Source organism: Flagellimonas olearia, from assembly GCF_004150225.1.
Classification (GTDB): Bacteria; Bacteroidota; Bacteroidia; order Flavobacteriales; family Flavobacteriaceae; genus Flagellimonas; species Flagellimonas olearia.
In genome coordinates this window covers 22,723-48,149 of record NZ_ML142912.1, presented here as the reverse complement: position 1 = coordinate 48,149, position 25,427 = coordinate 22,723, and the positions used below count along the sequence as shown (strand labels likewise).

Here is a 25,427-nt window from a genome sequence, read left to right as displayed (position 1 = left end):
TTATAAATCCATTCATTTTTAGGATTTATCCTCTATATTTAAGAAAAATATCATGGTGTTCTCACTTCCCATGAATAAAGACCTAAATATAGGGATTAGCCAACAATTAAAACAGTAGAATGGTGAATGATACCAAAGTTTATGATGCCATAGTGGTAGGCACGGGAGTCAGTGGCGGTTGGGCCGCCAAGGAACTCTGTGAAAACGGACTAAAAACCTTGGTGTTGGAACGTGGCCCCATGGTAAAGCATGTGGAAGATTACAAAACCATGAACGATGATCCTTGGGACTACCCCTATAAAGGTGAACTAAACCGTGCTGATAAAGAAAAATACCACAAACAACTACGCGTAGGGTGGGCTCCCAGGGACGATGTGAAACACTTTTTTGTGAACGACCTGGAACATCCCTACCAAGAAACCAAACGTTTTGATTGGATACGGGGCTATCAGGTAGGTGGCCGTTCCCTGATTTGGGGCCGACAGAGCTATCGCTGGAGCGATATCGATTTTGAGGCCAATAAAAAAGAAGACATTGCCGTGGATTGGCCCGTTCGCTACAAGGACATTGCGCCTTGGTATGATAAGGTGGAAACCTATATTGGGGTAAGTGGACAAGCCTTGGGCCTTAAACAATTGCCCGATGGGCAATTTCAACCTCCCATGGAGTTGAATTGTGCAGAAAAGGACTTGCAACAGGCTTTGACTTCCAATTTTGAGGATGGCAGGCTCTTGACTATTGGCCGAGTGGCCCATATCACAGAAAAAACTGCGGAATTTGAAGGTCGGGGACCTTGTCAATATCGAAACCGATGCTGGAGGGGATGTCCCTTTGGAGGCTATTTTAGCAGTAACTCCTCTACGCTTCCCGCTGCGGAACGGACCGGAAACATGACGTTAAGACCCAACTCCATCGTCTATGAAGTCATCTATGATGAACAACAAAAAAAGGCCACTGGGGTAAAGGTCATTGATGCAGAAACCCATGAAAAAATGGAGTTCAAAGCAAATATTGTCTTTCTCTGTGCATCCTCCATGGCATCCGTGGGCATCTTGTTGCAATCCAAATCAAAGGCGTTCCCCAATGGAATGGGCAACAACCATGACCAATTGGGACGCAACATCATGGACCACCATTACCAATTGGGCGCTTCGGCAAAGGTAGATGGTCATTTGGACAAATATTACAAGGGAAGACGGCCCAATGGTTTTTATATCCCAAGGTTTGTCAATCTGGATGAAAAAACCCAGCGCAAGGACTTCCTACGTGGATTTGGATACCAAGGTGGTGCCAATAGGACCAACTGGTCTGAAATGGTCGCGGAAATGGGTTATGGCAAGGCACTGAAAGAGGCCATCCTAAAACCCGGTGGTTGGGAAATTGGAATGACCGGCTTTGGGGAAATGTTGCCACATCATGATAATCGGGTTACCTTGAGCAACGATAAAAAGGACCAATGGGGATTGCCTCAATTGGATTTTGATGTAGAGTTCAAGGACAACGAGTACAAAATGCGAGAAGCCATACTTGAAGAGGCCGCTGCCATGCTCAAGGCTGCCGGATTTAGAAATATCACCACCTACGATAACGAAACCGGTCCCGGTCTGGGCATCCATGAAATGGGAGGCGCACGAATGGGACACGACCCCAAAACCTCGGTATTGAACAAGCACAATCAATTGCATGACGTACCCAATGTCTATGTAACGGACGGTGCCTTTATGACCTCGGCAAGTTGCGTAAACCCCTCATTGACCTATATGGCGTTCACGGCCAGGGCCGCCAATCATGCCGCCAATCAATTTAAACAACACAAATTTTCTTAAAACCTGCTTATGGAAAATGCTTCAGCCCGGAATCTATGGGGCGACTTTTTGGACGCCCATCTGGAGTTTGCCTCCGAGGATGCTCCAAGGGTAATTCATTTTTATGATAATGAAAAAGATGCCAATGTCTGTGCCGATTTGGCCAGCAAGGAAACTAAAAGAGCCATGTCCCATGCGCTAAAGGGTCTTCAATTACGCAATGAACCCCTTCCCAAGATTGGTGATTTCTATGTGGTGACCGATTGGAACGGCAATGCCAAATGTGTCATCCGGACCACTTCAGTAAAGTTGTTGCCCTATTTCAGTATTCGTGAAGAACATGCCAGATTGGAAGGTGAGGATGATAAAAGTCTGGACCAATGGAAAAACACGCATTGGAGTTATTTCTCCCGGGAACTTGGCCAGTTCGGTGCCGCACCCAAAGACAGTATGATCGTGGTATTTGAACAGTTTGAGATGCTTTATAAAAAATAATGGCCACCGAAAGGCAGCCATTACATCTTTATTTTATAAGCGGATTCAATCCACCATATCCACCCAAACATTCCCTTGTTTGTGTGAAGCTACAGTGTTTTCTATAAAGTTGAGGCCACGGACCCCATCGGTCATGGTTGGGAACTCCCCGCTATTATATTTCTCACCGCGTATGGCCCTCGCCACACCCAAATAGATATTGGCCATGGCATCAAAAATCCCTTCTGGGTGACCAGGAGGCAATTTGGTACCGTCCAAGGACAATTCTGAATTATAGGCATGCCCTGGTTTAAGAACCTGTAGCGGTTCTGGGTCGTTCAGCTTATACAGGTAGTTGGGATTTTCCTGCTCCCAACGCAAACCTCCTTTTTCCCCGTAAATGGCTATGGTAAGGTTGTTTTCCTCTCCAGTAGCGACTTGACTTGCTCGAACAAGGCCCTTTACATGTTCTCCCATGCGCAACAACACCGTTCCGTCCACATCCATTTGGTTGTCTGCGTACAGGTAGTTGAAATCACATAACAAGGATTTCACTTGAAGTCCAGTAGTGTACTCGATCATGTTAAAGGCATGGACGCCAATATCTCCCATACAGGAACTGATACCCGCTTTTTTGGGGTCCAAGCGCCATACGGTCGACCGTTTTTCCTTGTCATGTATAATGGGATTGATCCAACCTTGGTAATACTGTGCATCCACTTTGTGGATTTTTCCCAAAACACCTTCCTTGATCATCTCGCGCATTTGCCGTACCATGGGATACCCGGTATAGGTATGGGTAACCGCAAACACCGTCCCGGCCTTCACCAAGGTTTCCTGTAAAATCTTGGCTTCTTCATAAGTTGTGGTCATGGGCTTTTCACAGATGACGTGAAAGCCGTTCTCCAACAACTTTTTGGCCATGGGAAAATGCAGGAAGTTGGGCGTAAGGATGGAACACACCTGAATACGCTCCTCCTCAGGAAGCTTGAGCTCCTCCTCTATCAACGTATCAAAATCCTTATAGATACGGTTGGTGGGAATGTCTATTTCCTTTGCAAAATTCAAACTGTCCTCAAGATTGGGGTTGAAGACGGCCCCCACAATTTCATAGTTATCATTAATGAAAGAAGCCACTCTGTGCAATACCCCAATAAGGGAATCACCGCCTCCTCCAAGTATTCCTAATCTGATTTTTTTTGGCATGTTTCGATTAATTTACTCTTTGTACTCTATTTTTTCATTTTTGAACAGTAGGGCAAAGATAATTGCCACCGCAAAGGCAAAAATAGCAGGAAAGCGCCAGATACTTGCCCAATCATGGCTGTTTTCTGAAATAAGATAGTTGTCCGTAATCTGACCAGCAATCCAGAATCCGATGAGCATCCCCACGCCGTATGTGGCCAAGGTAATCAACCCTTGGGCAGCACTCTTGTATTTTTCACCAGCCTTACTGTCGGTATAGATCTGTCCTGAAACAAAGAAGAAATCATAACATATGCCGTGCAGTGCTATCCCCAAGAGGAGCATAAATGTCAAGCTTCCCGCATCTCCATAAGCAAAAAGCAAATACCTAGCGGTCCAAGCCAACATCCCTGCGATTATGGTTTTCTTGAATCCGAATTTGGTAAAGAAATATGGTAAAAGGAGCATAAACAAAACTTCAGAGGCTTGCCCTATGGTCATCTTTCCTGTTGGGTTCTCCATTCCAATCTCAGATAGAAACGGATTGGCATTTTGATAATAGAAGGCCAACGGAATACAAATCAAGATTGAAGAGATAAAGAAAACCAGAAAGTTTCTGTCCTTCAAAAGTTTCAAGGCATCCAACCCCAGCATATCGGCAACGGATACTTTTTCGTCCTTGTTAACGCTAGGAGGAGTCTTGGGCAAAGTGAAACTAAAAAGCCCCAAAACGGCCGAAGCAATTCCCACCATTAAAAAGGTGTTCTTCAACATTCCAGCTTGAATGCTTTCGGGGGAATCCCAAATAAAAATATAGCTGATGACCAACCCAGCAACGATCCATCCAATGGTTCCAAAAACACGGATAGGGGAAAATTCCTTGGCAGGATCCTTCATTTGACTGAATGAAATAGAGTTCACCAAAGCCAATGTGGGCATATATAGGATCATATACCCCAAAATATATGGGTAAAATAACGCAAACTCATCGGCTTGGTACATTTGGTACATCAAGAAGGCCCCAACCAAGTGAAGCACTCCCAAGATTCGTTCAGCATTAAAGTATCTATCGGCAATCAAACCAATAATGAAAGGAGCAATGATGGCTCCCCACGATTGTGTTGAAAACGCTTGGGCAATCTCTCCCCCAGTTGCATTTAAATTGTTCCCCAGAAATGTTCCTAGGGTCACAAACCATCCGCCCCAAATAAAAAATTCGAGGAACATCATAAAGGACAGTTGGAATTTGGTTTTAAAACTCATATTTAGTCGGTTTAGTTTATCGTTTGTAAAAAATATAGTCCAGAGGTTCGGGTGCTATTCCTGATGCGCGTAAATCCATCATAATCTGGCCTCGATGATGGGTAGAGTGGTTCACCACGTGGAAAAGGATGTCTTTGATGTCATTGGCATAAGTCCTTCCCTCACTGTTTTCATATTCCACCCTCTTGTTAAGGTCTTCGGTATTGGTAATGATCTCAAAGGAGGTCCTTTGGTTATCATAATGGATGTCTTCCCAGTTTTGCACAGGCTGTTCCTGCCAAACCGTAAAGTCCGGTTGTTTTTCCAATATCCGTTGGTTCCAGATGTGATGTGCATTCAGGATATGGCTAAAAAGACGAATACAATTTTCAGGGACCTGTTCCATGGAATGGAATTGCCCTATCAGCTTTTTATTGCAGTAGAAATTGTAATCGAAGAGCTGTTGCAAGAATCCCTTCATACCTCTTTACCTTATGGTGAACGCTTATCGCAGTTTGTCCAACAATTCCTTTGTGGCCAAAATCCCCGCTTCCTCGCCTAGTTCGTTGCCTTCATATTCCACACCTACATAGCCGGAATAGCCTGCTTTCCCAACTATATCCATCATTTTGGCATAGTCAATGGTGGTTTCATTGCCTTCTTCATCAAAATCATAGGATTTTGCACTTACCGCTTTTGCGTAGGGCATCAACTCACTTACCCCTTGGTATTTGTCATACTCCTCCAAACACTTGGATTCGTAATAATCCCCCGCTTCCCTTTTGATGCAGAAATTGCCGAAATCGGGCAAGGTGCCACAATTGTCCATGTTCACCTGCTTCATGATTGCAGTGAGCATAGCCGCATTTGAAGAAGGTCCTCCGTGGTTTTCCACAATGATGTTGATGTTCTTGTCCTTGGCATAGGTAGACAGTTGTGTGAGTCCATCCACAGACGCTGCGGTCCATGCCTCGGGCTCCATGGTTCCGTTCAGGTTCACCCGAATGGAATGGCAACCCAAAGCTGCTGCGGCATCTACCCATTTATAGTGGTTTTCAACGGCCGCTTTGCGTTCAGCCGAATCGGCTGCGGCCAAATCCCCTTGGCCATCGATCATGATGATCAGGTTTTGCAATCCATACTTGTCACTCTCTGCCTTGCTCTTTTCCACAAACTTTTTCATGGCTTCTTCGGAGAAGTTATCTTTCTCCAATTCGGCATTGTATAGAGCACTTACATACTCCAATCCTTCAAACCCCCATTCTTTGGCTTTCTCGGCAAAGCGATAGGGATCCATTCCCTCTTCGCGGATCATTCTGTGTATGGACCATTGGGCCAAGGAAATTTTAAAGGCGGGGGCATCAGTGGTTGTCATTGCCTCTTGGGCCACTTCTTGGCTCTCCTCTCCCTCCTTTTTCTGGTTCTGTTTACAGGAAAAAATTCCCAGTAATACAAACATGACTACAGCCAAAGTACCATTCTTGGCAAAAAAATGTTTCTTCATAAGATTCTATAATAAAATTTCACATGGAATACAAAAAACTACAACGTTATAGTAGCGAATTCTCAATAAACATAGGGTTTAAATGTAGAAAATTAATTTAATAATTAATACATTTAGGAAATAAACAATCCGAATAAATGAGTAAATTTTATTACAACGAGGAGCAGGACTCCTACGATGCCATAGTGGTGGGAACGGGCATCAGTGGTGGTTGGGCTGCCAAGGAGCTTTGTGAAAATGGACTCAAGACTTTGGTCTTGGAGCGTGGCCCCATGGTAAAACACCGTGATGATTATCCCACAGCCAATATGGACCCTTGGGATTTTCCCCATGCCGGACAGGCCACAAGGGAAGACATAAAACAACAGGAAAAACAATCCAGGACCGGATATACCACCAGCGCTGCCTCCAAGCATTGGTTCGTGAACGATTTGAAACACCCTTACAATGAGGTAAAGCGCTTTGATTGGATGCGGGGCTACCACGTTGGTGGACGTTCCATTATGTGGGGACGCCATAGCTACCGTTGGAGCGATATTGATTTTGAGGCCAATAAAAATGAAGGCATTGCCGTGGATTGGCCGGTACGTTACAAGGACATTGCACCATGGTATGATAAAGTGGAAAAATTCATTGGGGTTTCGGGTGAAAATCTAGGATTGCCCCAGTTACCCGACGGACAGTTTGAGCCCATGATGGAACTGAACTGCGTGGAAGACCTTTTTAGGGGAAAAGTGTCCGAGCACTTCAATGGTCGGGCCGTTACCGCTGGAAGGGTGGCACACATCAACAGTGATAAAAAATTTGAAGGCGATGGCCGGGTTCGTTGCCAGTTTAGGAATAGATGTATTAGGGGATGTCCTTTTGGAGGTTATTTTAGTAGTGTATCCTCTACCCTACCAACCGCCGAGAGAACCGGAAACATGACCCTAAGACCCGATTCCATTGTACACGAGATCATTTATGACCCCAATACCAAAAAAGCCACTGGGGTAAAAGTAATCGATAGGGAAACCAAGGAAGAGTTTGAGTTCAAGGCCAAGGTGATTTTCCTTTGTGCCTCTGCCATCGCATCCACTTCCATTTTGATGCAATCCAAATCGGATAGATTTGAAAATGGATTGGGGAACGATTCAGGAGAACTGGGCCACAATATCATGGACCATCATTTCTTGGCCGGTGCCAGTGGAAAATTTGATGGCTTCGAAGACAAATACTACAAAGGCAGAAAGCCCAATGGTATTTATATTCCAAGGTTCCGAAATCTTGGTGGAGATTCCAATATGAAAGATTTTGTCCGTGGCTATGGGTACCAAGGTGGTGCCGGTCGTGGAAATTATGAAGAAATGATTGCCGAAGCTTCCTTTGGAAAAGAATACAAGGATGCCGTTCTATCCCCAGGGGGATGGAGCATGGGCATGACCGCTTTTGGAGAAATCCTTCCGTATCACGACAATAAAATGACCTTGGATTACGACAAAAAAGATGAGTGGGGACTACCTACGGTGACCTTTGATGCTGAGATCAAGGAAAACGAATTGAACATGCGTAAGGACATGACGGACCAAGCCGTTAAGATGCTTGAAAAGGCAGGTGCCCGTGATATTGAGCCCTACGATCGTCCGTACGCCTTAGGATTGGGTATCCACGAAATGGGTACTGCCCGCATGGGTCGCGACCCTAAAACTTCGGTAGTCAATGGAAACAACCAGGTGCATGCCTGCAAGAACGTTTATGTTACCGACGGGGCCTTTATGACCTCCGCCAGTTGCGTAAACCCATCATTGACCTACATGGCATTTACAGCAAGAGCCGTACACCACGCCGCTCAAGAACTTAAAAAAGGAAATATATAATGGAAAGAAGATCCGCACTTAAGAATATGGGTATGGCCTTTGGCTATGCCGTGGCCACTCCCACCCTTTTAGGGTTGCTTCAAAGCTGCAAGGACAAACCGGCCTATGCCGAATGGACTCCTTCCTTTTTGAACCAAGAACAGGGATATGCCCTGGCCCAAACCTTGGATGTAATCCTTCCCAAGACAGACACACCCTCTGCTACTGAGATGAATGTGCATGTTTTTATCGATTCGTACATGAACGAGGTATTGCCAACAGAGCAGCAGGATTTTGTAAAACTGAAAATGGACAACTTCTTTGATAAGGTCTTGGCCGATTCTGGAAAATCATCCCTAATGGATGTTGAGGCTACCGATATAGAGCCTGTTTTACAGACCTATCTCAAAAAACGAACCGATGAGGAAGAAACAGCCCATTCGGAAGCCATAAGCAGTTATATGGATGCCATAGAACAGGGAGGAGAAGCTACCCTCAATGAGGATATTGCCAGTTTCTCTTTTGCCAATGATTTGAGGAACTTGGCCACATGGGCCTATAAATCATCAGAATATGTAGGTGAAGAAGTCTTGGCTTATTTGCCCATCCCTGGTGAATATATTGGCTGTGGAGATTTAAATACACTGACCGGAGGCAAGGCCTGGTCGTTGTAAGTTTTGTTCTTTATACACATAAAAGCCTTCCATATGGAAGGCTTTTTGTTTTTGGCCCTTTTCTTAATTACGGCAAAAAAATACCTCGGAAGTTGTTCATGGTGGGGTGAACTCTTCCGAGGCATCTAATCAATAAACACTATCACATGTACTGTTTTGAGTCCAGTACAGACTTATGATCCACACATTAGGCAATCGTCATCTGCTTGACCTGCCTTGGCGCGCTCGATCATTTCTTTCATTTCTTCTGGTGTGAGGGGCTGTATGTCCACTTCCTGTTGGTTTACGGCCACTGCCTCCACCTTAATGGCTTCCGTTGCCACCGCTGCAGTTTCCGTAGTTTCGACCGCAACACTCACAGGCTCTTCTTTTTTCTTGGTATTGTCCAAAGTGAACTTAATGGCATCCACTGCCGCTTTGGTCCTCAGATAATACATTCCGGTCTTAAGACCGCTCTTCCAAGCATAAAAGTGCATAGAGGTGAGCTTGGGATAATTGGCATTCTCCATGAACAGGTTCAATGATTGGCTCTGGTCAATGAAATAGCCTCTTTGTCTACTCATGTCGATAATATCCTTCATACTAAGTTCCCAGACGGTCTTGTAAAGCTCCTTGATATCTTCTGGAATGGCATCGATGCCTTGAACCGAGCCATTGGCACGCATCAATTCCTGTTTTAGGTTTTCGTTCCATAAACCCAATCGTACCAAATCTTCCAATAGGTGCTTGTTCACCACAATGAACTCTCCGGACAATACCCTTCGGGTGTAGATATTTGAGGTGTAGGGTTCAAAGCATTCATTATTGCCCAAAATCTGGGAGGTGGATGCGGTAGGCATTGGGGCTACCAACAAGGAGTTTCGTATCCCGTGTTTTTTGACCTCTTTTCGGAGTTTTCCCCAATCCCATCTTCCGGAAAGTTCTTCATCCTTAACCCCCCAAAGATTGTGTTGAAACTCCCCTTTGGACATGGGCGAACCCTCATAGGTAGAGTAGGCCCCTTCTTCTTGGGCCTGTTCCATGGAAGCGGTAACGGCAGCAAAATAAAGGGTCTCGAAAATCTCCTGGTTCAATTTTTTGGCCTCATCACTGGTAAAAGGCAATCGCAACATGATGAAGGCATCGGCCAATCCCTGAACACCCAGACCTATAGGTCTGTGTCGCATATTGGAGTTCTCCGCTTCCTTAACGGGATAAAAATTGCGGTCAATGACCTTATTGAGGTTCTTGGTCACCCTTTTGGTCACCCGGAACAACTCCTTATGATCAAACTCCCCATTCTTCACGAACATGGGCAATGCAATGGAGGCCAAATTACAAACGGCCACCTCATCTGGGGAAGTGTATTCCAAAATCTCGGTACAGAGATTGGAGGAGCGGATGGTCCCCAAATTCTTTTGGTTACTCTTCCTGTTGGCTGCATCCTTGTACAGCATATAGGGGGTACCCGTCTCTATCTGGGACTCCAATATTTTTTCCCAAAGGTCTCGGGCCTTTATGGTCTTTCTTCCTTTTCCTTCAGCTTCGTATTGGGTGTACAGGGCCTCAAATTCCTCACTATGGGTATTGAACAATCCTGGACATTCATTAGGACACATCAAGGTCCATGTGTCATCCGCTTCCACTCGTTTCATGAACAAATCCGGTATCCACATGGCATAGAATAGGTCCCTGGCCCGCATTTCTTCTTTCCCGTGGTTCTTTTTAAGTTCCAGAAAATCATAAATATCGGCATGCCATGGTTCCACATAAATGGCAAAACTTCCCTTTCTTTTTCCACCACCTTGGTCCACATATCTGGCCGTGTCATTGAAAACCCGTAACATGGGAACAATTCCGTTGGAGGTTCCATTGGTTCCTGCAATATAGGATCCTGTTGCCCTAATGTTGTGAATAGACAATCCAATCCCACCAGCGGACTGGGAAATCTTGGCCGTTTGTTTTAGGGTATCGTAAATTCCATCGATGCTATCGTCCTTCATGGCCAAAAGGAAGCAAGATGACATCTGTGGCTTTGGCGTCCCCGAATTGAAAAGGGTCGGCGTAGCATGGGTAAAGTATTTTTTGGACATCAACTCATAAGTTTCCACAACGGCATCCATATCGTCCAAATGAATCCCAACGGCCACCCTCATGAGCATATGCTGGGGACGTTCGGCAATTTTACCGTTCAGCTTGAGCAAATAAGAGCGTTCCAAGGTTTTAAAACCGAAATAATCGTAGCCAAAATCCCGGTTGTAAATGATTGTGGAATCCAAGGTCTCTGCATTTTCCGAAATCACCTTGAACACCTCATCGGACAACAGGGGAGCTTTTTTACCGGTTCTTGGATTTACATACTCGTACAAGTCCTTCATGGTCTCGGAGAAAGACTTTTTGGTGTTCTTATGCAGGTTGGAAACGGAAATACGGGCAGCTAGTTTTGCATAATCCGGATGCGTTGTGGTCATCGTGGCCGCGATCTCGGCCGCCAGATTATCGAGCTCTGAGGTGGTAACACCATCATAAAGTCCTTCGATGACCCTCATGGCCACTTTAACGGGATCCACTAGGGCATTGAGCCCATAACAAAGTTTTCTAACCCTGGCCGTAATCTTGTCGAACATGATCGGCTCTTTTCTTCCGTCTCTTTTTACTACATACATGGCGCTACTAGTGTTTTATTTGAATTGATATGTTGTGTTTGCCCAATTGCATACCGTGATGTTAAAATTTTAACATTTTCAGGTTAAGGTCATGTAGACTCCCGGGGGCATGGAAAGTCAACAAAAAAGCTTGGATCAAAAGTCCGCGTCGAAACTGATTTTTTGCGAATCAGAATCCTTTTCCTTGTTCAAAACACCTGCCTTCTGATACTCGGACACCCGTTTTTCAAAGAAATTGGTCTTGCCCTGAAGGGAGATCATGTCCATAAAATCAAATGGATTGGTGGCGTTGTACACTTTTTCACATTGTAATTCCACCAATAACCTGTCGGTTACAAACTCCAAGTACTGGGTCATTAGTTTTGCGTTCATCCCAATGAGGCTCACCGGCAATGACTCGGTAATAAATTCCCTTTCTATGTTCAGGGCATCTACGATAATATCCTTGATACGCTCCTTTGGCACCTTATTGACCAAGTGGTTATTGTGCAAATGCACTGCATAATCACAATGCATTCCTTCATCCCTTGAAATCAGTTCATTGGAAAAAGTAAGTCCGGGCATCAACCCTCTTTTCTTCAACCAGAAGATGGAACAGAACGCACCGGAAAAGAAAATTCCCTCGACCGCGGCAAAGGCAATCAAGCGCTCCGCAAAACTTGGGGATTCTATCCATTTTAGGGCCCAATCCGCTTTCTTTTTGATGGCAGGGAAATTCTCGATGGCCTTAAAGAGCACATTCTTTTCCTTTTCATCCTTCACATAGGTGTCTATGAGCAAGGAATAGGTTTCGGAGTGGATGTTCTCCATCATAATCTGGAACCCGTAGAAAAATTTGGCTTCGGAGTACTGTACCTCATTCACAAAGTTTTCTGCCAAGTTCTCATTCACAATCCCGTCCGAAGCGGCAAAAAAGGCCAAAATATGCTTTATGAAATATTTCTCGTCGTCATTCAGCTTGGAGTTCCAATCCGTGAGATCCTGATGCAGGTCAATCTCCTCGGCAGTCCAAAAACAAGCTTCACATTTTTTGTACCATTCCCACAAATCATGATGCTCTATGGGGAAAATCACAAATCTGTCTTTGTTTTCTTGCAATATGGGTTCAATGGCTGCCGACATAGTTTCTTGTTGCTAAAGGTTTATAATCTGGAAGGAAATTTCCATGTGAATAGGCTAACAAAGATTCAAAATTGTTGTTAGAATGTAAAGTTGGTTTTTGCAAAACCGAGGCAAAGTTTTTAACACAAACTGTTGAAATCTAGGGTCGCCAACGATGTTTCTTGGGTTTGACCAAAATGGGAAAAAATGATAAGTTTTTGATGTTGGGCGCCCAAAAAGAAAAAGACCAAAAAGTATATCAAAAATATACTTTTTGGTCTTGTTTTTATGATGATTAAACTCAGGAGCTTAACGGGATATTACCAAACAGTACGGCCTCTCCATGCCTTTCCGACAGGATCTTTGGAATATTTAGGTAGTTCCCCCGAAACCTAAAAACCAAAATTGACCCCTGGGCAGACCGAAGATTTTATTTTGCAAGCGGTTTCTATAATCAAGAGAATGGTTGCTTCGGCCGTACAAGTCTTGGCAATATGTATATGAACTTCTTATCTAGATAGATGATTGCTTTCAACAGCCATCTCATTCCAATGCGATTGTATTTTCAACTCCTTTTTCTCGGAAATTGCCGCAAAAATCAAAGCCGCCACCAAAATCACAAACAATACAACACATTTTCTCATAACAGTACTTTATGATACTCCAATTTTTGACAGAGCCAAGATAGCCAACAATGCCACCGCTCCTCCTTGGGTATGTATAAACGGTTGTCTTTTATGTATAATTGGTTTTGGTATCCATGGACATTTGGTTAAAAAATTGATACACAAGCCCGAAAGCCCAGCTTTTTCGCTTGATTCGGCTTTTTTTACCGATTATACGTGTAATACATCCATTAGCACATAATTTAAGGACGCGTTGAAAGAATAATCATAAATTTGATATACCTAATTACCGTAGCATGCTAGAAGCTGTTATTGTTGACGATGAAATAAAGGCTCTTCAGAGCTTGAGTTGGGAATTGACCAACTTGAGCGATGAGGTGGATATTGTAGCTTCCTTTACCGATGCCCATGAGGCTTTGGAGTATCTGGAACGCAATACCCCAGACTGCCTTTTTTTGGACATTGAAATGCCGGCCATGGATGGGTTTCAGTTCATTAAAAGCCTTAAAAACAAGGACTTCCCCGTTGTCATTACCACAGCTTATAACCAGTATGCCCTACAGGCCTTGAAGAACGAAGCTATAGATTATCTGCTCAAGCCCATTGATACGGATGATTTGGAAGTGACCATTGCAAAGATCAAGAAATTCAATGCCAAAAATTTGACCGTTAATCGGTTGGAAAAGATTCTACTGAATTTCAATGCAGAATCCCACAGCAAAAAAATAACCATCAATACGGATGGTAAATTGCTGTTCCTTAACAGTGACGATATCCTGTATGCCGAATCTGACGGAAACTACAGCACCATTTTTTTGAGCGATGGGCAAAAAATACTTCTCACCAAAAAACTCAAAGAAGTAAATGCCCTCTTACCTGATAACAGCTTTTTCAGGATACACAATTCCTACATCATCAACCTGAACAAGATAAAAGAATTTCTAAAAACGGACGGCTATGTGGTCTTGGAGTCCAACCACAAAATTCCTGTCTCCCGGCAAAAAAAATCCGATTTTTTGGATATGCTGTAATCCCCCTCAATCCCTGTGTCCAAAATAGAGTCCACACACATCGAAAAATTAGGTCGACTGCGAAGGGTAACTCTATTTTCCTTGGCCTACCTTTTGTTTGTTGCAACATTTTACGCCCAAGAAATTCCAGAAGCGTTCAAGGAAAAGGTGGAAAGGATCGTACAATTGATGCCCAAGACCTATGTGGCATTGGACACCGAGTTGAAATCCGAGAAAGGAGATACTACCCTGATACGCTATTTTGCCAACTTCTCCAAGGAAAACAATTATTTGGAAGGAGAGGCATTCGCCCTTAACCAATTGGGGACCAAATACAGGAACATTTCCCAGTACAAGAAAGCGGCGGACCTACACGAAAAAGCCTTGGAACTTTCGGAGAGCGCCAACAACACCGAACTAAAGGTCTTAAGCCTGAACATGCTTGGGGTAGTCTACAGACGAACTGACGCCATAAAAACAGCCTTGGATTACCACCAAAAAGCCATGGAGTTGGCTGAAGAAGTGGAAAATCCTTCCCATCATATTAAACGGCACATCAATATTTCCCTGAACTCCATTGGAAACCTATACCAAACCTTGGAGCAGTACGACTTGGCCATTGCACAGTTTAAAAGAGCATTGAAATTGGAAGAGGAACTCGGAAACAAGCTCGGCCTGGCCATTAACCATCAGAACATCGGGGACTGTTTGGAACAAAAGGGTGACTTGGAAGCAGCCTTGGAAAATTATCGGAAATCCTTGGCTTATAATGAGGAAATAAACTCTGCCTATGGCAGGGTCATCTGTAAAAACAGCCTGGCCCAAATTTATCTGAAACAAAATATGCCTTATGCCGCCATTGTACTCTTGGAGCCGCTGCACAAGGAATCCAAAAAAATAGGTGACTTTTCAATTACCTCCTCTGTTTTCATCAATACGGGATGGGCCTACACTAAATTGGCACAGTACGACAAGGCCAATACATTTATCCAAGAGGGCCTGGAAATGGCGAAAAGCCACAATATGCCCAGCAACATGCTCAATGGGTATCAAAAGCTTTCGGAACTTGAAGAAGCAAGGGGCAACTATCAAATGGCCTATGAGTACTTTAAAAAGGTTGATGAATATAGCGACCAGATCTCCAATGCCACCAACCTAAGGTACATGAACGATGTCATTGTCCGATATGAGGCGGACAAGAAGAACAACCAAATCTCCGTGTTGGCCAAAGAGAATGAGATCGTGCGCCTTAGACTTCGAAAAAACCAGACCACCCTATTGGTCAGCGCCCTTATTGTGGGTCTCATATCATCCATCCTTTACATTCTATATCGGCAATACCAGAGCAAAAACGAGAAGCGGGTGCTTTCCTTGGAACAGACCATGCTTCGCAGTCAGATGAACCCCCATTTTTTGTTCAATTCGCTGAACTCCATCAAGCTTTACATCATCAACAACGAGCAAAAAAATGCCGTTCACTACCTCAACAAATTTTCCAAATTGGTCCGAAAGATATTGGAGGCTTCTTCCCAAAAGGAAATTACCTTAGCGGAGGAACTGGAAACCGTGGAATTGTACATGAACATTGAAAACATTCGCTTTTCCAACGAAATAGACTTTAAAATCACCGTGGACGAAAGTGTATGCCCAACCAATATTAAAATGCCTTCCCTGGCATTACAGCCTTTTTTGGAAAACTCTTTATGGCATGGGCTTTCGCCAAAAGAAGGGGAAAAGAAAATTCATGTGAACGTCAAACGAAAGAACCAAAGCCACGTTTCCATAGAAATTATGGACAACGGTGTAGGCAGGGGCGCTGCAGAGGTCAACAAAGAAAACAGGGTGCTGAAAAGAAAATCCGTGGGTATCCGCATAACCAAGGAACGTTTGGCCAACTTTTCAAAGGATTACCAAAACAAGTTTGATGTGGATATTGTGGACCTTTTTGATGAAGGGGGAAATCCAATAGGCACCAAAGTCATTTTAGATATTCCTACGATTTAGAAGCCGCGTTCCCGGACGCTACCTCTTCCAATTCACTGTACCACGCTTTGCCAAATTTGCGGATCAAAGCTTCCTTGACAAATTTATAGATGGGCACTTTCAACTCCTTCCCAAGGCTGCAGGCCGGGTCGCAAATTTCCCATTTGTGGTAGTTCACCGCAGTAAATTCTGAATATTCCCGGGTACGTACCGGATAAAGATGACATGAAACGGGCTTCTTCCATTTTGTAGCGCCGTCCTCATAGGCTGCTTCTATACCACATTTGGTGATGCCATCCTCCGAAAAAATCACGTAGGCGCATTCGCTGTTGTTTACCAAAGGGGTTTCCCATTCGCCATCCTCTCCTTTTACAAAAACACCCTGTTCCTCAATGGCTTTGACTCCCTCTGGACGCAAGTAGGGCTTTACTTCTTGATAGATATTGACCAAGATATCGGTTTCCGAATCCTCTACCGGGGCACCATATTCCCCTCCTACACAGCAAGCGCCCTTGCACGCATTTAGGTTGCACACAAAATCGTTCTCCAAAATCTCCTCGGACACTATGGTTTTCCCTATCTGGAACATAATTATGCCTGTTTTGGGGCAAAGGTAGTCCAAAACCCAAAATTTGACCTTTTCCAAACATTTTTATATCATCCAAAAGTCTTTTTTACACGTACATTTGCAGACTGAAAAAAATACAGCCATGAATTTCAATTTTAAGGAAATAGCGACCGCCAGCATGATTCTTTTTGCGGTGATAGATATTGTAGGGAGTGTCCCGATCATTATCTCATTGCGAAACAAGGTAGGGCATATTCAATCTGAAAAAGCCTCCATTGTGGCAGCCTGTATCATGGTAGCATTCCTTTTTGTGGGGGAAAGAATCTTGTCTTTGATAGGAATTGATGTGAACTCCTTTGCCGTGGCAGGTTCCTTCATTATCTTTTTTCTTGCCATTGAGATGATCTTGGGCATCAGCCTTTATAAAGATGATGAGCCGGAAAGTGCTTCCATAGTTCCCATTGCATTTCCACTTATTGCCGGGGCCGGGACCATGACCTCCCTGTTGGCCCTCCGTGCAGAATACTATGTGGAAAACATCATCGTTGCCATTATCCTAAACATTATCTTTGTATATCTGGTGCTGAAGTCCAGTGCCAAAATTGAGCGCGTATTGGGCAAAAACGGCCTCAACATTATCCGAAAAGTGTTTGGGGTGATTCTTTTGGCGATTGCTGTAAAGCTATTTGCTGCCAATATCAATGAGCTCTTTACGCACGGCATTTAAAATTCGTTTATGAACAGACCCTTCAGTATCGTCCTTATTGTTTTGGCCTTGGCGCTAATCGCTTATAACGTAACCCTGGTTGATTTTGAAAACCCATTTCAAGGGGACAGCACCATTGCCTTGATTGGAATCGTGGCATCATTGTGCGCCATTGTGTTGCTATTGATCTTTATGACTTCAAAAAAGATTGAAAAAAAGATAAAGGACAACTAATCCCTTATTTTTTGATGGCCGCACCCACTTCGGGTTGGTCAAATGTAATGGTATCCAATTCCAGCACCTTGTTGAGCATAGGGTCATATTCTCCTTTGATTTCCGCAGATAGATTGGGCGAAAACAACTGTTCGGCAATATTGGCTTTTATGTAGGCCTTTATTTTGTCCTCTTGGGCATAGAAGTCCATCTTTATCTTTCGGTTCAGCACAAATTGGAGGAACTGATCAAAAAGAATATCGTCCACACGGAACTCCTCCAAAAATTGGTTCATACTGTAGGAAGCGTATCGGTCTCTATCCTCTTCCAAGTGTTCAAAAACAAATCGGGAAAAAAATTGGTAGGTATCATCCATACTTTCAATGGCCTCTTCCTCATTGCTTCCAATTGGCACAAAAACATCCGGAATAATGCCTCCCCCTCCGTAGACGATTTTCCCTTTTGGGGTACGGAATTTTAGGGAGTCCGCTACTTTAATGCTGTCGGCAGAAACCAGTTCGCCATTGGTATAGCGTTCCATAAATTTCTGGTAGTAGTCTCGATGTCCTTTTTTGTATGATTTTTGAATGGAACGGCCCGTTGGGGTATAGTATCGGGATACGGTAAGTCGCACCGCGGAACCATCTCCCAGGTCCATTTCCCGCTGCACCAGTCCTTTTCCAAAGGAACGCCTTCCCACAATGGTTCCTATATCATTGTCCTGAAGGGCACCCGCTATGATCTCACTGGCCGATGCGGAACGTTCATTGATCAGTACATATACCGGTTTGTTCTCAAAATCACCCTTGCTGGTCGCAAAGGCCTTTTTTATTCTTCCCTTTTTGTTTTTGGTAAAGAGAATCAACTTGTCATCTTCCAAAAACTCGTCTGCCAATTTCTCGGCAATACCCAGATAACCGCCAGGATTATCCCTTAGGTCCAACACCAATTTCTCGGCTCCCCGTAATTTCAGCTTTCTTAGGGCGTCCTGAAATTCCTTAAAGGTTGATTCGGCAAACCGATTGATTTTGATATATCCCAAATCCTTGCTGAGCATATAGTAGGCGTCCACACTTCGAATGGGTACATGCCCACGGGTAACCGTGACATCCATGGTCCGGTTCTCCGACTTTCTAAACACTTTAAGGTCCACTTTGGTCCCTATCTTACCCTTGAGTTTGGAGACTACTTCATTATTGGGAACCCTTCTTCCAAAGAGTGTGTCGCTATTGGCCGTCAATATGCGATCTCCAGGTTTTATACCGCTGATATAGCTGGGGCCGTTTTTAATGGTCCGTATCACCGTAATGGTATCCCTAAACATATAAAAACTGACGCCTATTCCGGCAAAATCACCTTTCATGTTTTCGGAGACCTCATCCATTTCGCTTTTGGGAATGTACACGGAATGTGGATCCAGCTTGCCCAAAATATTGTTCACCGTCACATCCACTATGCTATCCGTGTCAATTTCGTCCACATATTCGTAGTCGATATAATCTATAAGTCGGTTGAGTTTGTCCTTCTTGGAATTGGTGGAAAACAATTTTTCGGGAGTATCATTAAAATGGAGTTTTCCTCCTATAAAAATCCCTATGGCTACGGCAAGGGCCAGCAGTGTGGGCCAGATATATCCATTAATTTTCTTCATAATAGCAAGTTGAGGCTTACACCATTTCCTCCAGAACGGGCATATGCACGATTTCAACGCCGGCCCGTTCCAAAAATTTCAATCCTGAATCGTCTTTGTACGCGGTTTGGTACACCACACGTTTTATGCCAGACTGATGCACCAATTTGCTACATTCCCTGCACGGGGACAAGGTAATGTACAAAGTGGCCCCCTCACAGGATTGGGTTGAGGACGCCACCTTTAAAATGGCATTGGCTTCCGCATGAAGCACATACCATTTGGTATACCCTTCATCATCTTCACATATATTCTCAAATCCCGTAGGTGTTCCGTTGTACCCATCGGAAATGATCATTCTATTTTTTACGATAATGGCCCCCACCTGCCTTCTCTCGCAATAGGAAAGTTTTCCCCATTCCAAGGCCATTCGCAAATACGCTTTGTCGTACTTTTCTTGTTTACTCTCCTTCATACATCAATAAAAAAATCGAGAATAATTAAATATACCCGCTTTGAAAGACCCGTACAACCTTATTCGATTAATTTTAACGAAGGGCCTACATGGGAAACGTTGCAATGAGCAGGGGTATTGTAATGGCAATCACCAAAATGGAGGTCACCGCAATAAAAACAGGTCTTTTGACCTTCAACACATCCAAAACCACAAATGCCAAGGTCAAAATCGCCAAAATGATGGTCACTTGGGAAAGTTCTATCCCTGTGGCAAAACCCAAAAGCGGTGTGATCTTATCCTCTTCCTCGGCCATGAGCATTTTAAAATAATTGGAAAAGCCAAAACCATGGATCAACCCAAAAAAAGCCGTGGCCAGAACATGGAGAAAAAGTCCAACATCCAACGCCTCTTTGAACACATAGGCAAAATTGAAGAGGGCCGTCAATAAAATGGTGACCGGAATCAGAAACTCAATAAGTCCAACATCAACCGTAACGGCTTCATATACCGAAAGGGCCAAGGACGTACAATGTGCAACGGTAAAAATGGTGGCCAAGATCAACACCCTTTTCCAACTTTTGAACGTAAAGGGTACCGCCAAGGCAGATAGGAACAAAATATGGTCGTAAGCCCCAAAGTCCAAAACATGGTTAAGTCCCAACTTGATGTAAAACAAGAATTCCTGCATACTCTTTTAAATCCAAAAATAGGTAATAATCACCGCTTTAAAAGCAGGAATTGAAATCCCTTTAAAATTATTTTTAATTAATCTAAATAATTCTTGTTTGGTTATAGCCCCCAGCCTTATATTTGCCATCTATTTTTAATAAGTCTAAATAATAACTATAATGTTCAAAAAACTATTCTCAATCTTTTTATTTACAACCATAGGAGTCTGTTCCGCCCAACAAGGGAGTGTTTCCGGCACCATTACCGATACTACGGGTGAGCCAGTTCCTTTTGCCCATGTGATCATAAAAGCTGACGGCATTGGGGTCTCGGCCGATCAAAATGGCGCTTATGAACTCAAAAATCTACTTCCCAACACCTACGAAATAGTGGTTTCTTCAGTGGGATATCATTCCGCAAAACAACAGGTGGAGGTACGCTCCAACACTGAAGTGACCTTAAACTTCACGCTTGAGCAAGGGAACGAGTTGGAACAAGTGGAAGTTTTTGGGAACCGTTATGAACATCCCGATAAAATCGAGGCCCTGACGCGACTTCCCTTGGCTCCATATGAACAGATCCAGAGTATTTCAGTGGTTTCTGAAAAGCTTATTGAGCAACAGGGAAACCTAACCATATCAGAAGCTACCAAAAACGTACCCGGGGTATACACCTTTGCCACCTATGGCAATCAAAGGGAAAGTATGTCGTCCCGAGGTTTTAGGGGAATCCCCATCCTCAAAAATGGGGTGCGGATCAATTCTGATTTTAGGGGAGTTGGCGTACTCACCGATATGCAAGGGGTGGATAATATCCAAGTATTGAAAGGTGCCGCTTCCATTACACAAGGGGTGGCCACCGACTTGGGAAGCCCAGGTGGGGTCATCAATATTGTGACCAAAACCCCCAGATATCAATTTGGCGGTAATGTGAGCGGACGTGTGGGCAGTTTTGGACAAGCCAGGACCACCTACGATGTGTACGGACCCCTCAACAACAGTAAAAATCTTGCTTTTAGAATCAATGGAACCTTTGAAAAAGGGGATTCATTTAGGGATAAGGTTGAAGGCGAGCGCTTTTACATCAATCCATCCTTGGAATGGCGTATTGACAACAAGAGCAAGCTTACCATGGAAATGGATTACTTGGATGATAGCCGTACCCCGGACATAGGAACCGTAAACTTGGGCGAGAACAACACCAATGCCATTTACGATATGCCGTATGATCAATTCTTGGGCTTTGAGACCGATAGATCCAACACCATGAACCAAACTTACTCCATTCGTTTCAACAGGGAGTTGGACGATCAGCTTGATCTTCAAGTGGCCTATTACCACTCCAATTTGGATTTGGACAGCAGAGGTGCCAGCTTGGGAAATGCCATTACGGACAACGAAGACAATGCCATTTACAACCAACGCATCAGAGGGTTCTCCAATTCTGAGCGAAATGACAAGAACAGCGTCCTACAAGTAGATCTTATTGGGGATAAGCTGGAAACAGGCAGCATCAAACATACCTTCCAAGTGGGTATGGACTATCGATCTTCCAGCTACAGCACATTCTCCCAAACCATATCCAACTTGGACACCATTGATGTCTTTGCCCCCATAAACAACACCTTACCTTCCAACATTGCCTTTGGAACTCCCAACGAGGGAGAAGCTTCGTCACGATCCCTAGGGTTTGTGGCGCAGGATGTGGTCACCTTCAACAGCTGGCTGAAGTCCTTCTTGGGCATCCGTTACAGCACCACAAAAACAGATACGGACACCGAGTCTGTTTCCAATGATGCCTTCAATCCTTTGGCTGGGATTATTGTGACCCCGTACCAAAACATCAATGTATTTGCTTCTTACACCAACAGCGCCTACCCCAGAACAGCATCTAGATTGGATGAGAATGGGGAACCTTTGGGCAACGAGCGTTTTGATCAGTTGGAAGCAGGAATCAAAACCAACTGGTTGGACAACAAGCTTCGATTTAACTTTACGTATTTTAAAATCAACAACAAAAACATCAACCTACCTGTTTATGATGAAAACTGGGTGGCCACTGGGTTTTACCAAAAAGGAGGTAACGATGAACGCAAAGGTGTGGAACTGGAGTTGACCGGAAGACTATTGGACAATCTGGAACTGATCGGAGGATACTCCTATATTGATGCACAGTACAAGGAACACACCTCATTTGTATATGGATCTGCACCCTTGAATACCCCTAAGCACACTTTCAACCTTTACATGAACTACGGGTTCAAAGGAGCCTTGGAAGGCCTCACCTTTGGTGGGGGCGCCTACTACACCGGAAAAAGACCCATCAACGACTGGAGTGCCGGCGCCGTTACCCATGAAGGTATAGTACCCAATCAAAAACCTTTTGATGTAGATGCCTACACCTTGGTCAACCTTCAAGCTTCGTATCGATTCAATCGAAATTGGAACTTTAGGGTCATCGCCAACAATGTTTTTGATGAAATAGGGTACAACGCCTATAGAACCCGATTCATCAATCAAACCGATCCATTCAACTTGGCAGGGGTGGTCACCTATTCATTCTAACAGAAAATTTAAAATATACAGGTCCAGCGGAAGCGTTGGGCCTTTTTATGGTTATGGGAAAAAGTAAAACTTACGGTATACGGGCTTTTATCAACGATGTTCATTTATGGCTTGGATTGACCAGCGGCATCATCATTTTCTTGGTCTGCCTTAGCGGTACCATACTAACTTTTGAAAAGGAGATAGAGCAGTGGTTCAAAGAGGAAATGAAGGTCCAGGCAACTGGTAACAAAATATCCCTTTCCCAAATTGTGGATGATCCCAACATACAAGCCAAAGGGCAACTCATGGCCATAACCGTGCCTACTGATAACGCTGCCCCTTACCAATTGTCCATTAAAGAGGACCCCAAACAACGAAGGGGATCTACCTATGAGGTAAATCCATACACCGCCGAGATTTTGGCTCCCCAAAAGACCGGAATGGATGATTTTATGTTCAGCATGTTCAAACTGCACCGATGGTTGTTGATGGATATTGAATTGGGTAGGCCCATAGTAGGGATTGCCACCATAATTTTCTTGATCCTGTCCATTAGCGGAATCGTTCTTTGGTTCCCCAAAAAGGTAAAATGGAAAACCGTTAAGGCTGGTTTCAAGATCAAGACCAGCGCCAATTGGAAACGTATCAACCATGACCTGCACAACACCCTTGGTTTTTATTCCTGTCTACTTATTTTGATTATGGGAATCACCGGCCTTTGCTGGTCTTTTGAAGGTTATAGGGATGGCTTGAGTTCCCTTATGGGCGCCAAGGTCTTTGGAAACCGTGGGGCTCAACCCAAAGTGGATTTGGAGAATCTGAAGGGTGACAAGGCAATTGATTTGGAGCAAGCAGTACTTTTGGCCAACAATACCTTGGATTACAACGGCACACTCACAATAACTTTGCCCAATGAAAAAAATCCCGTTTATGGATTCAGAAAAATAGCGGACGACTCTTGGTCCACTGTGGCCCAAGATCAATTGCAAATCCACACCTCCGGGAAAATCATTCACAAAGAACTCTATGCGGACAAACCCTTGAACGTAAAAATCGCATCGGCCATTAGACCCATCCATACAGGGGAAATCTATGGAACCTTTAGTAAGTGGTTGTATTTTTTGGCCTGTTTGATAGGGACCAGTTTACCCATAACGGGAACCATTATCTATATCAACAAATTGAAAAAGAAAAGTAAGCGAAGAAGAAAACTGGCAACAGCCTAGGACATCCCTCTTTCTTTCTGGATGGTCTCGTAGGCTTTTTGCACCTCCTTGAACTTTTCTTCGGCCCCTTTTTGAATGGCTTTGTCTTCAGTGACTACACGGTCTGGATGGTATTTTTTGGCCATGGTTCTATAGGCCTTTTTCACCTCCTCGTCCGTGGCACTCCTTTCTATCTCCAAGATCTTATAGGCATTGTCCGCTGATTTGATGAACATGGCCATGATACTTTCAAAATCGTGCATCCCCACCCGAAGGTACCCGGCAATTTCCCGCAGCTTGGAAGTCTCTGCCTGACTTACTTGCCCATCGGCTTGGGCTATCCCGAACAAAAAGTGTAGCAATTGCAACCGTACCTCGTAGCGGGTACGTTGGACCATATAGGTACAAATCCGTTGGGCGGATACCTCCCGTTTTTTGATCACCTCATTGAAAGTCCTGAAAATGGCATTGGCCTTTTCCTTTCCATAGGTGCTTAAAAAATATTGGCGTACATAGTCCAATTCACGTTGGCTTACCTGTCCGTCAGCCTTGATGATGATGGAACAAAGGGAGAGCAAGTTCAGTTCAAAATCGGCCGGGGAAACGCTCTGGCGGGTAAAATCCTGAAAAACACTTCTGGATGATTTTGATGAGCCTCCAAGTCCATCCAGTAGACTGCCCACAAAGAACCCTAAGACCGCTCCGACAATTCCTCTAATAAAAAATCCAATTAAGGCCGCAACCCATTTGATCATCCTACAAAAATTAAAGCCCAAATATAGGGCTTTGTGCAAGAAGCTAAGCCTTATACAATGTTAAGGAGCATGAAAATAAACCAACAAAACCGTATCTTTGGACTCTAATTAAAAAGTAGTCTATGTATCCTGAAGAATTGGTAAAACCTATGCGAGCAGACTTGGCCACCGCCGGGTTTGAAGAACTATATACAAGTGAAGCCGTTGAGAATGCCCTTAAGCAAGAGGGTACCACGTTGATCGTGGTCAATTCGGTCTGTGGTTGTGCAGCGGCCAACGCAAGACCAGCGGCCAAATTGAGCCTGCAGAACTCCAAAAAACCGGACCATTTGGCGACCGTATTTGCCGGAGTGGACACCGATGCCGTGAACACGGCGAGGAACCGTATGGTTCCCTTCCCTCCATCATCGCCAAGTATGGCCCTTTTTAAGGATGGGGAGTTGGTACACATGATCGAAAGACACCATATTGAAGGTAGGCCAGCAGAGCTTATTGCAGAAAATTTGATGGAAGCGTATAACGAATTTTGTTAAATATCCCTTCTGTCCAAAAAAATAAGCCACCCTTAAAGGGTGGTTTTTTTATTTTTACACC

The 25,427-nt window shown here is 44.2% G+C and carries 22 protein-coding genes; 11 read left to right on the top strand and 11 right to left on the bottom strand.

Annotated elements, in window-relative coordinates; genetic code table 11:
- Window positions 1–119 precede the first annotated feature (119 nt).
- Both DN53_RS13510 and DN53_RS13505 read left to right on the top strand, forming a co-directional pair.
- Complete coding sequence (locus tag DN53_RS13510; RefSeq protein ID WP_129654990.1) at window positions 120–1,826, top strand: GMC oxidoreductase; 1,707 nt, start codon at window positions 120–122, stop codon at window positions 1,824–1,826.
- A gap of 9 nt (window positions 1,827–1,835) precedes the next feature.
- Window positions 1,836–2,300 carry an ASCH domain-containing protein gene (locus tag DN53_RS13505; protein WP_129654988.1) on the top strand — a complete coding sequence of 155 codons (465 nt, stop codon included), beginning with the start codon at window positions 1,836–1,838 and terminating at the stop codon, window positions 2,298–2,300.
- Between the two features lie 45 nt (window positions 2,301–2,345).
- On the opposite strand, the gene DN53_RS13500 is transcribed toward DN53_RS13505, so the two are convergent.
- Genes DN53_RS13500 through DN53_RS13485 form a run of 4 tightly spaced genes read right to left on the bottom strand, consistent with a single transcriptional unit; the run spans window position 2,346 to window position 6,210 of the window.
- Window positions 2,346–3,485 (bottom strand): Gfo/Idh/MocA family protein, encoded by a 1,140-nt coding sequence (locus DN53_RS13500; RefSeq protein WP_129654986.1) that lies wholly within the window; start codon window positions 3,483–3,485, stop codon window positions 2,346–2,348.
- Window positions 3,486–3,497: 12 nt separating this feature from the next.
- Window positions 3,498–4,727: a nucleoside permease gene (locus tag DN53_RS13495; RefSeq protein ID WP_129654984.1), complete on the bottom strand. Its 1,230-nt coding sequence runs from the start codon at window positions 4,725–4,727 to the stop codon at window positions 3,498–3,500.
- A 16-nt stretch (window positions 4,728–4,743) separates the two neighbouring features.
- Window positions 4,744–5,187, bottom strand: a complete 444-nt coding sequence (locus DN53_RS13490) for a DinB family protein (protein WP_129654982.1) — start codon at window positions 5,185–5,187, stop codon at window positions 4,744–4,746.
- A 24-nt stretch (window positions 5,188–5,211) separates the two neighbouring features.
- Entirely contained in the window at window positions 5,212–6,210 is a 999-nt protein-coding gene (locus DN53_RS13485) for a sugar phosphate isomerase/epimerase family protein (RefSeq protein ID WP_129654980.1), read from the bottom strand.
- A 137-nt stretch (window positions 6,211–6,347) separates the two neighbouring features.
- On the opposite strand from DN53_RS13485, the gene DN53_RS13480 reads away from it, so the two are divergent.
- Both DN53_RS13480 and DN53_RS13475 read left to right on the top strand, forming a co-directional pair.
- Complete coding sequence (locus DN53_RS13480; protein WP_129654978.1) at window positions 6,348–8,066, top strand: GMC oxidoreductase; 1,719 nt, start codon at window positions 6,348–6,350, stop codon at window positions 8,064–8,066.
- Window positions 8,066–8,719: a gluconate 2-dehydrogenase subunit 3 family protein gene (locus tag DN53_RS13475; protein WP_129654976.1), complete on the top strand. Its 654-nt coding sequence runs from the start codon at window positions 8,066–8,068 to the stop codon at window positions 8,717–8,719. Before DN53_RS13480 ends, DN53_RS13475 begins: the two co-directional genes overlap by 1 nt.
- A 173-nt stretch (window positions 8,720–8,892) precedes the next feature.
- On the opposite strand, the gene DN53_RS13470 is transcribed toward DN53_RS13475, so the two are convergent.
- Complete coding sequence (locus DN53_RS13470; protein ID WP_129654974.1) at window positions 8,893–11,364, bottom strand: ribonucleoside-diphosphate reductase subunit alpha; 2,472 nt, start codon at window positions 11,362–11,364, stop codon at window positions 8,893–8,895.
- Between the two features lie 135 nt (window positions 11,365–11,499).
- Window positions 11,500–12,486 carry a ribonucleotide-diphosphate reductase subunit beta gene (locus DN53_RS13465; RefSeq protein WP_129654972.1) on the bottom strand — a complete coding sequence of 329 codons (987 nt, stop codon included), beginning with the start codon at window positions 12,484–12,486 and terminating at the stop codon, window positions 11,500–11,502.
- Window positions 12,487–13,387: 901 nt separating this feature from the next.
- Here DN53_RS13465 and DN53_RS13460 point away from each other — a divergent pair.
- Entirely contained in the window at window positions 13,388–14,122 is a 735-nt protein-coding gene (locus DN53_RS13460) for a LytR/AlgR family response regulator transcription factor (RefSeq protein WP_129654970.1), read from the top strand.
- 15 nt (window positions 14,123–14,137) lie between these two features.
- Window positions 14,138–16,105 carry a tetratricopeptide repeat protein gene (locus DN53_RS13455; RefSeq protein ID WP_242502145.1) on the top strand — a complete coding sequence of 656 codons (1,968 nt, stop codon included), beginning with the start codon at window positions 14,138–14,140 and terminating at the stop codon, window positions 16,103–16,105.
- On the opposite strand, the gene DN53_RS13450 is transcribed toward DN53_RS13455, so the two are convergent.
- A complete protein-coding gene (locus DN53_RS13450; protein WP_129654966.1) occupies window positions 16,095–16,673 on the bottom strand; it encodes a DUF3109 family protein in 579 nt (192 codons plus the stop codon). The two genes, DN53_RS13455 and DN53_RS13450, sit on opposite strands and share 11 nt — an antisense overlap.
- A 121-nt stretch (window positions 16,674–16,794) precedes the next feature.
- On the opposite strand from DN53_RS13450, the gene DN53_RS13445 reads away from it, so the two are divergent.
- Both DN53_RS13445 and DN53_RS13440 read left to right on the top strand, forming a co-directional pair.
- Window positions 16,795–17,379, top strand: a complete 585-nt coding sequence (locus DN53_RS13445; RefSeq protein WP_129654964.1) for a MarC family protein — start codon at window positions 16,795–16,797, stop codon at window positions 17,377–17,379.
- Window positions 17,380–17,388: 9 nt separating this feature from the next.
- Window positions 17,389–17,592 (top strand): hypothetical protein, encoded by a 204-nt coding sequence (locus DN53_RS13440; protein WP_129654962.1) that lies wholly within the window; start codon window positions 17,389–17,391, stop codon window positions 17,590–17,592.
- 4 nt (window positions 17,593–17,596) lie between these two features.
- Here the strand turns inward: DN53_RS13440 and DN53_RS13435 are convergent, their stop codons facing one another.
- The 3 genes from DN53_RS13435 to DN53_RS13425 all read right to left on the bottom strand — a co-directional run bounded on the left by DN53_RS13435 (window position 17,597) and on the right by DN53_RS13425 (window position 20,346).
- A complete protein-coding gene (locus tag DN53_RS13435; RefSeq protein WP_129654960.1) occupies window positions 17,597–19,222 on the bottom strand; it encodes a S41 family peptidase in 1,626 nt (541 codons plus the stop codon).
- A 16-nt stretch (window positions 19,223–19,238) separates the two neighbouring features.
- Entirely contained in the window at window positions 19,239–19,676 is a 438-nt protein-coding gene (locus tag DN53_RS13430; protein ID WP_129654958.1) for a deoxycytidylate deaminase, read from the bottom strand.
- A gap of 85 nt (window positions 19,677–19,761) precedes the next feature.
- Window positions 19,762–20,346, bottom strand: coding sequence for a HupE/UreJ family protein (locus DN53_RS13425; RefSeq protein ID WP_129654956.1), 585 nt, complete (start codon window positions 20,344–20,346; stop codon window positions 19,762–19,764).
- Window positions 20,347–20,506: 160 nt separating this feature from the next.
- Here DN53_RS13425 and DN53_RS13420 point away from each other — a divergent pair, with 160 nt between their 5' ends.
- Together DN53_RS13420 and DN53_RS13415 are read left to right on the top strand one after the other, a co-directional pair.
- Window positions 20,507–22,891: a TonB-dependent siderophore receptor gene (locus tag DN53_RS13420; protein WP_129654954.1), complete on the top strand. Its 2,385-nt coding sequence runs from the start codon at window positions 20,507–20,509 to the stop codon at window positions 22,889–22,891.
- Between the two features lie 53 nt (window positions 22,892–22,944).
- Complete coding sequence (locus DN53_RS13415) at window positions 22,945–24,099, top strand: PepSY-associated TM helix domain-containing protein (RefSeq protein ID WP_129654952.1); 1,155 nt, start codon at window positions 22,945–22,947, stop codon at window positions 24,097–24,099.
- Here the strand turns inward: DN53_RS13415 and DN53_RS13410 are convergent.
- Complete coding sequence (locus DN53_RS13410) at window positions 24,096–24,833, bottom strand: TerB family tellurite resistance protein (protein ID WP_129654950.1); 738 nt, start codon at window positions 24,831–24,833, stop codon at window positions 24,096–24,098. The genes DN53_RS13415 and DN53_RS13410 overlap by 4 nt on opposite strands.
- A 122-nt stretch (window positions 24,834–24,955) precedes the next feature.
- Between DN53_RS13410 and DN53_RS13405 the strand changes: the two genes are divergently transcribed.
- Window positions 24,956–25,366 carry a BrxA/BrxB family bacilliredoxin gene (locus tag DN53_RS13405; protein WP_129654948.1) on the top strand — a complete coding sequence of 137 codons (411 nt, stop codon included), beginning with the start codon at window positions 24,956–24,958 and terminating at the stop codon, window positions 25,364–25,366.
- Window positions 25,367–25,427: the final 61 nt, after the last annotated feature.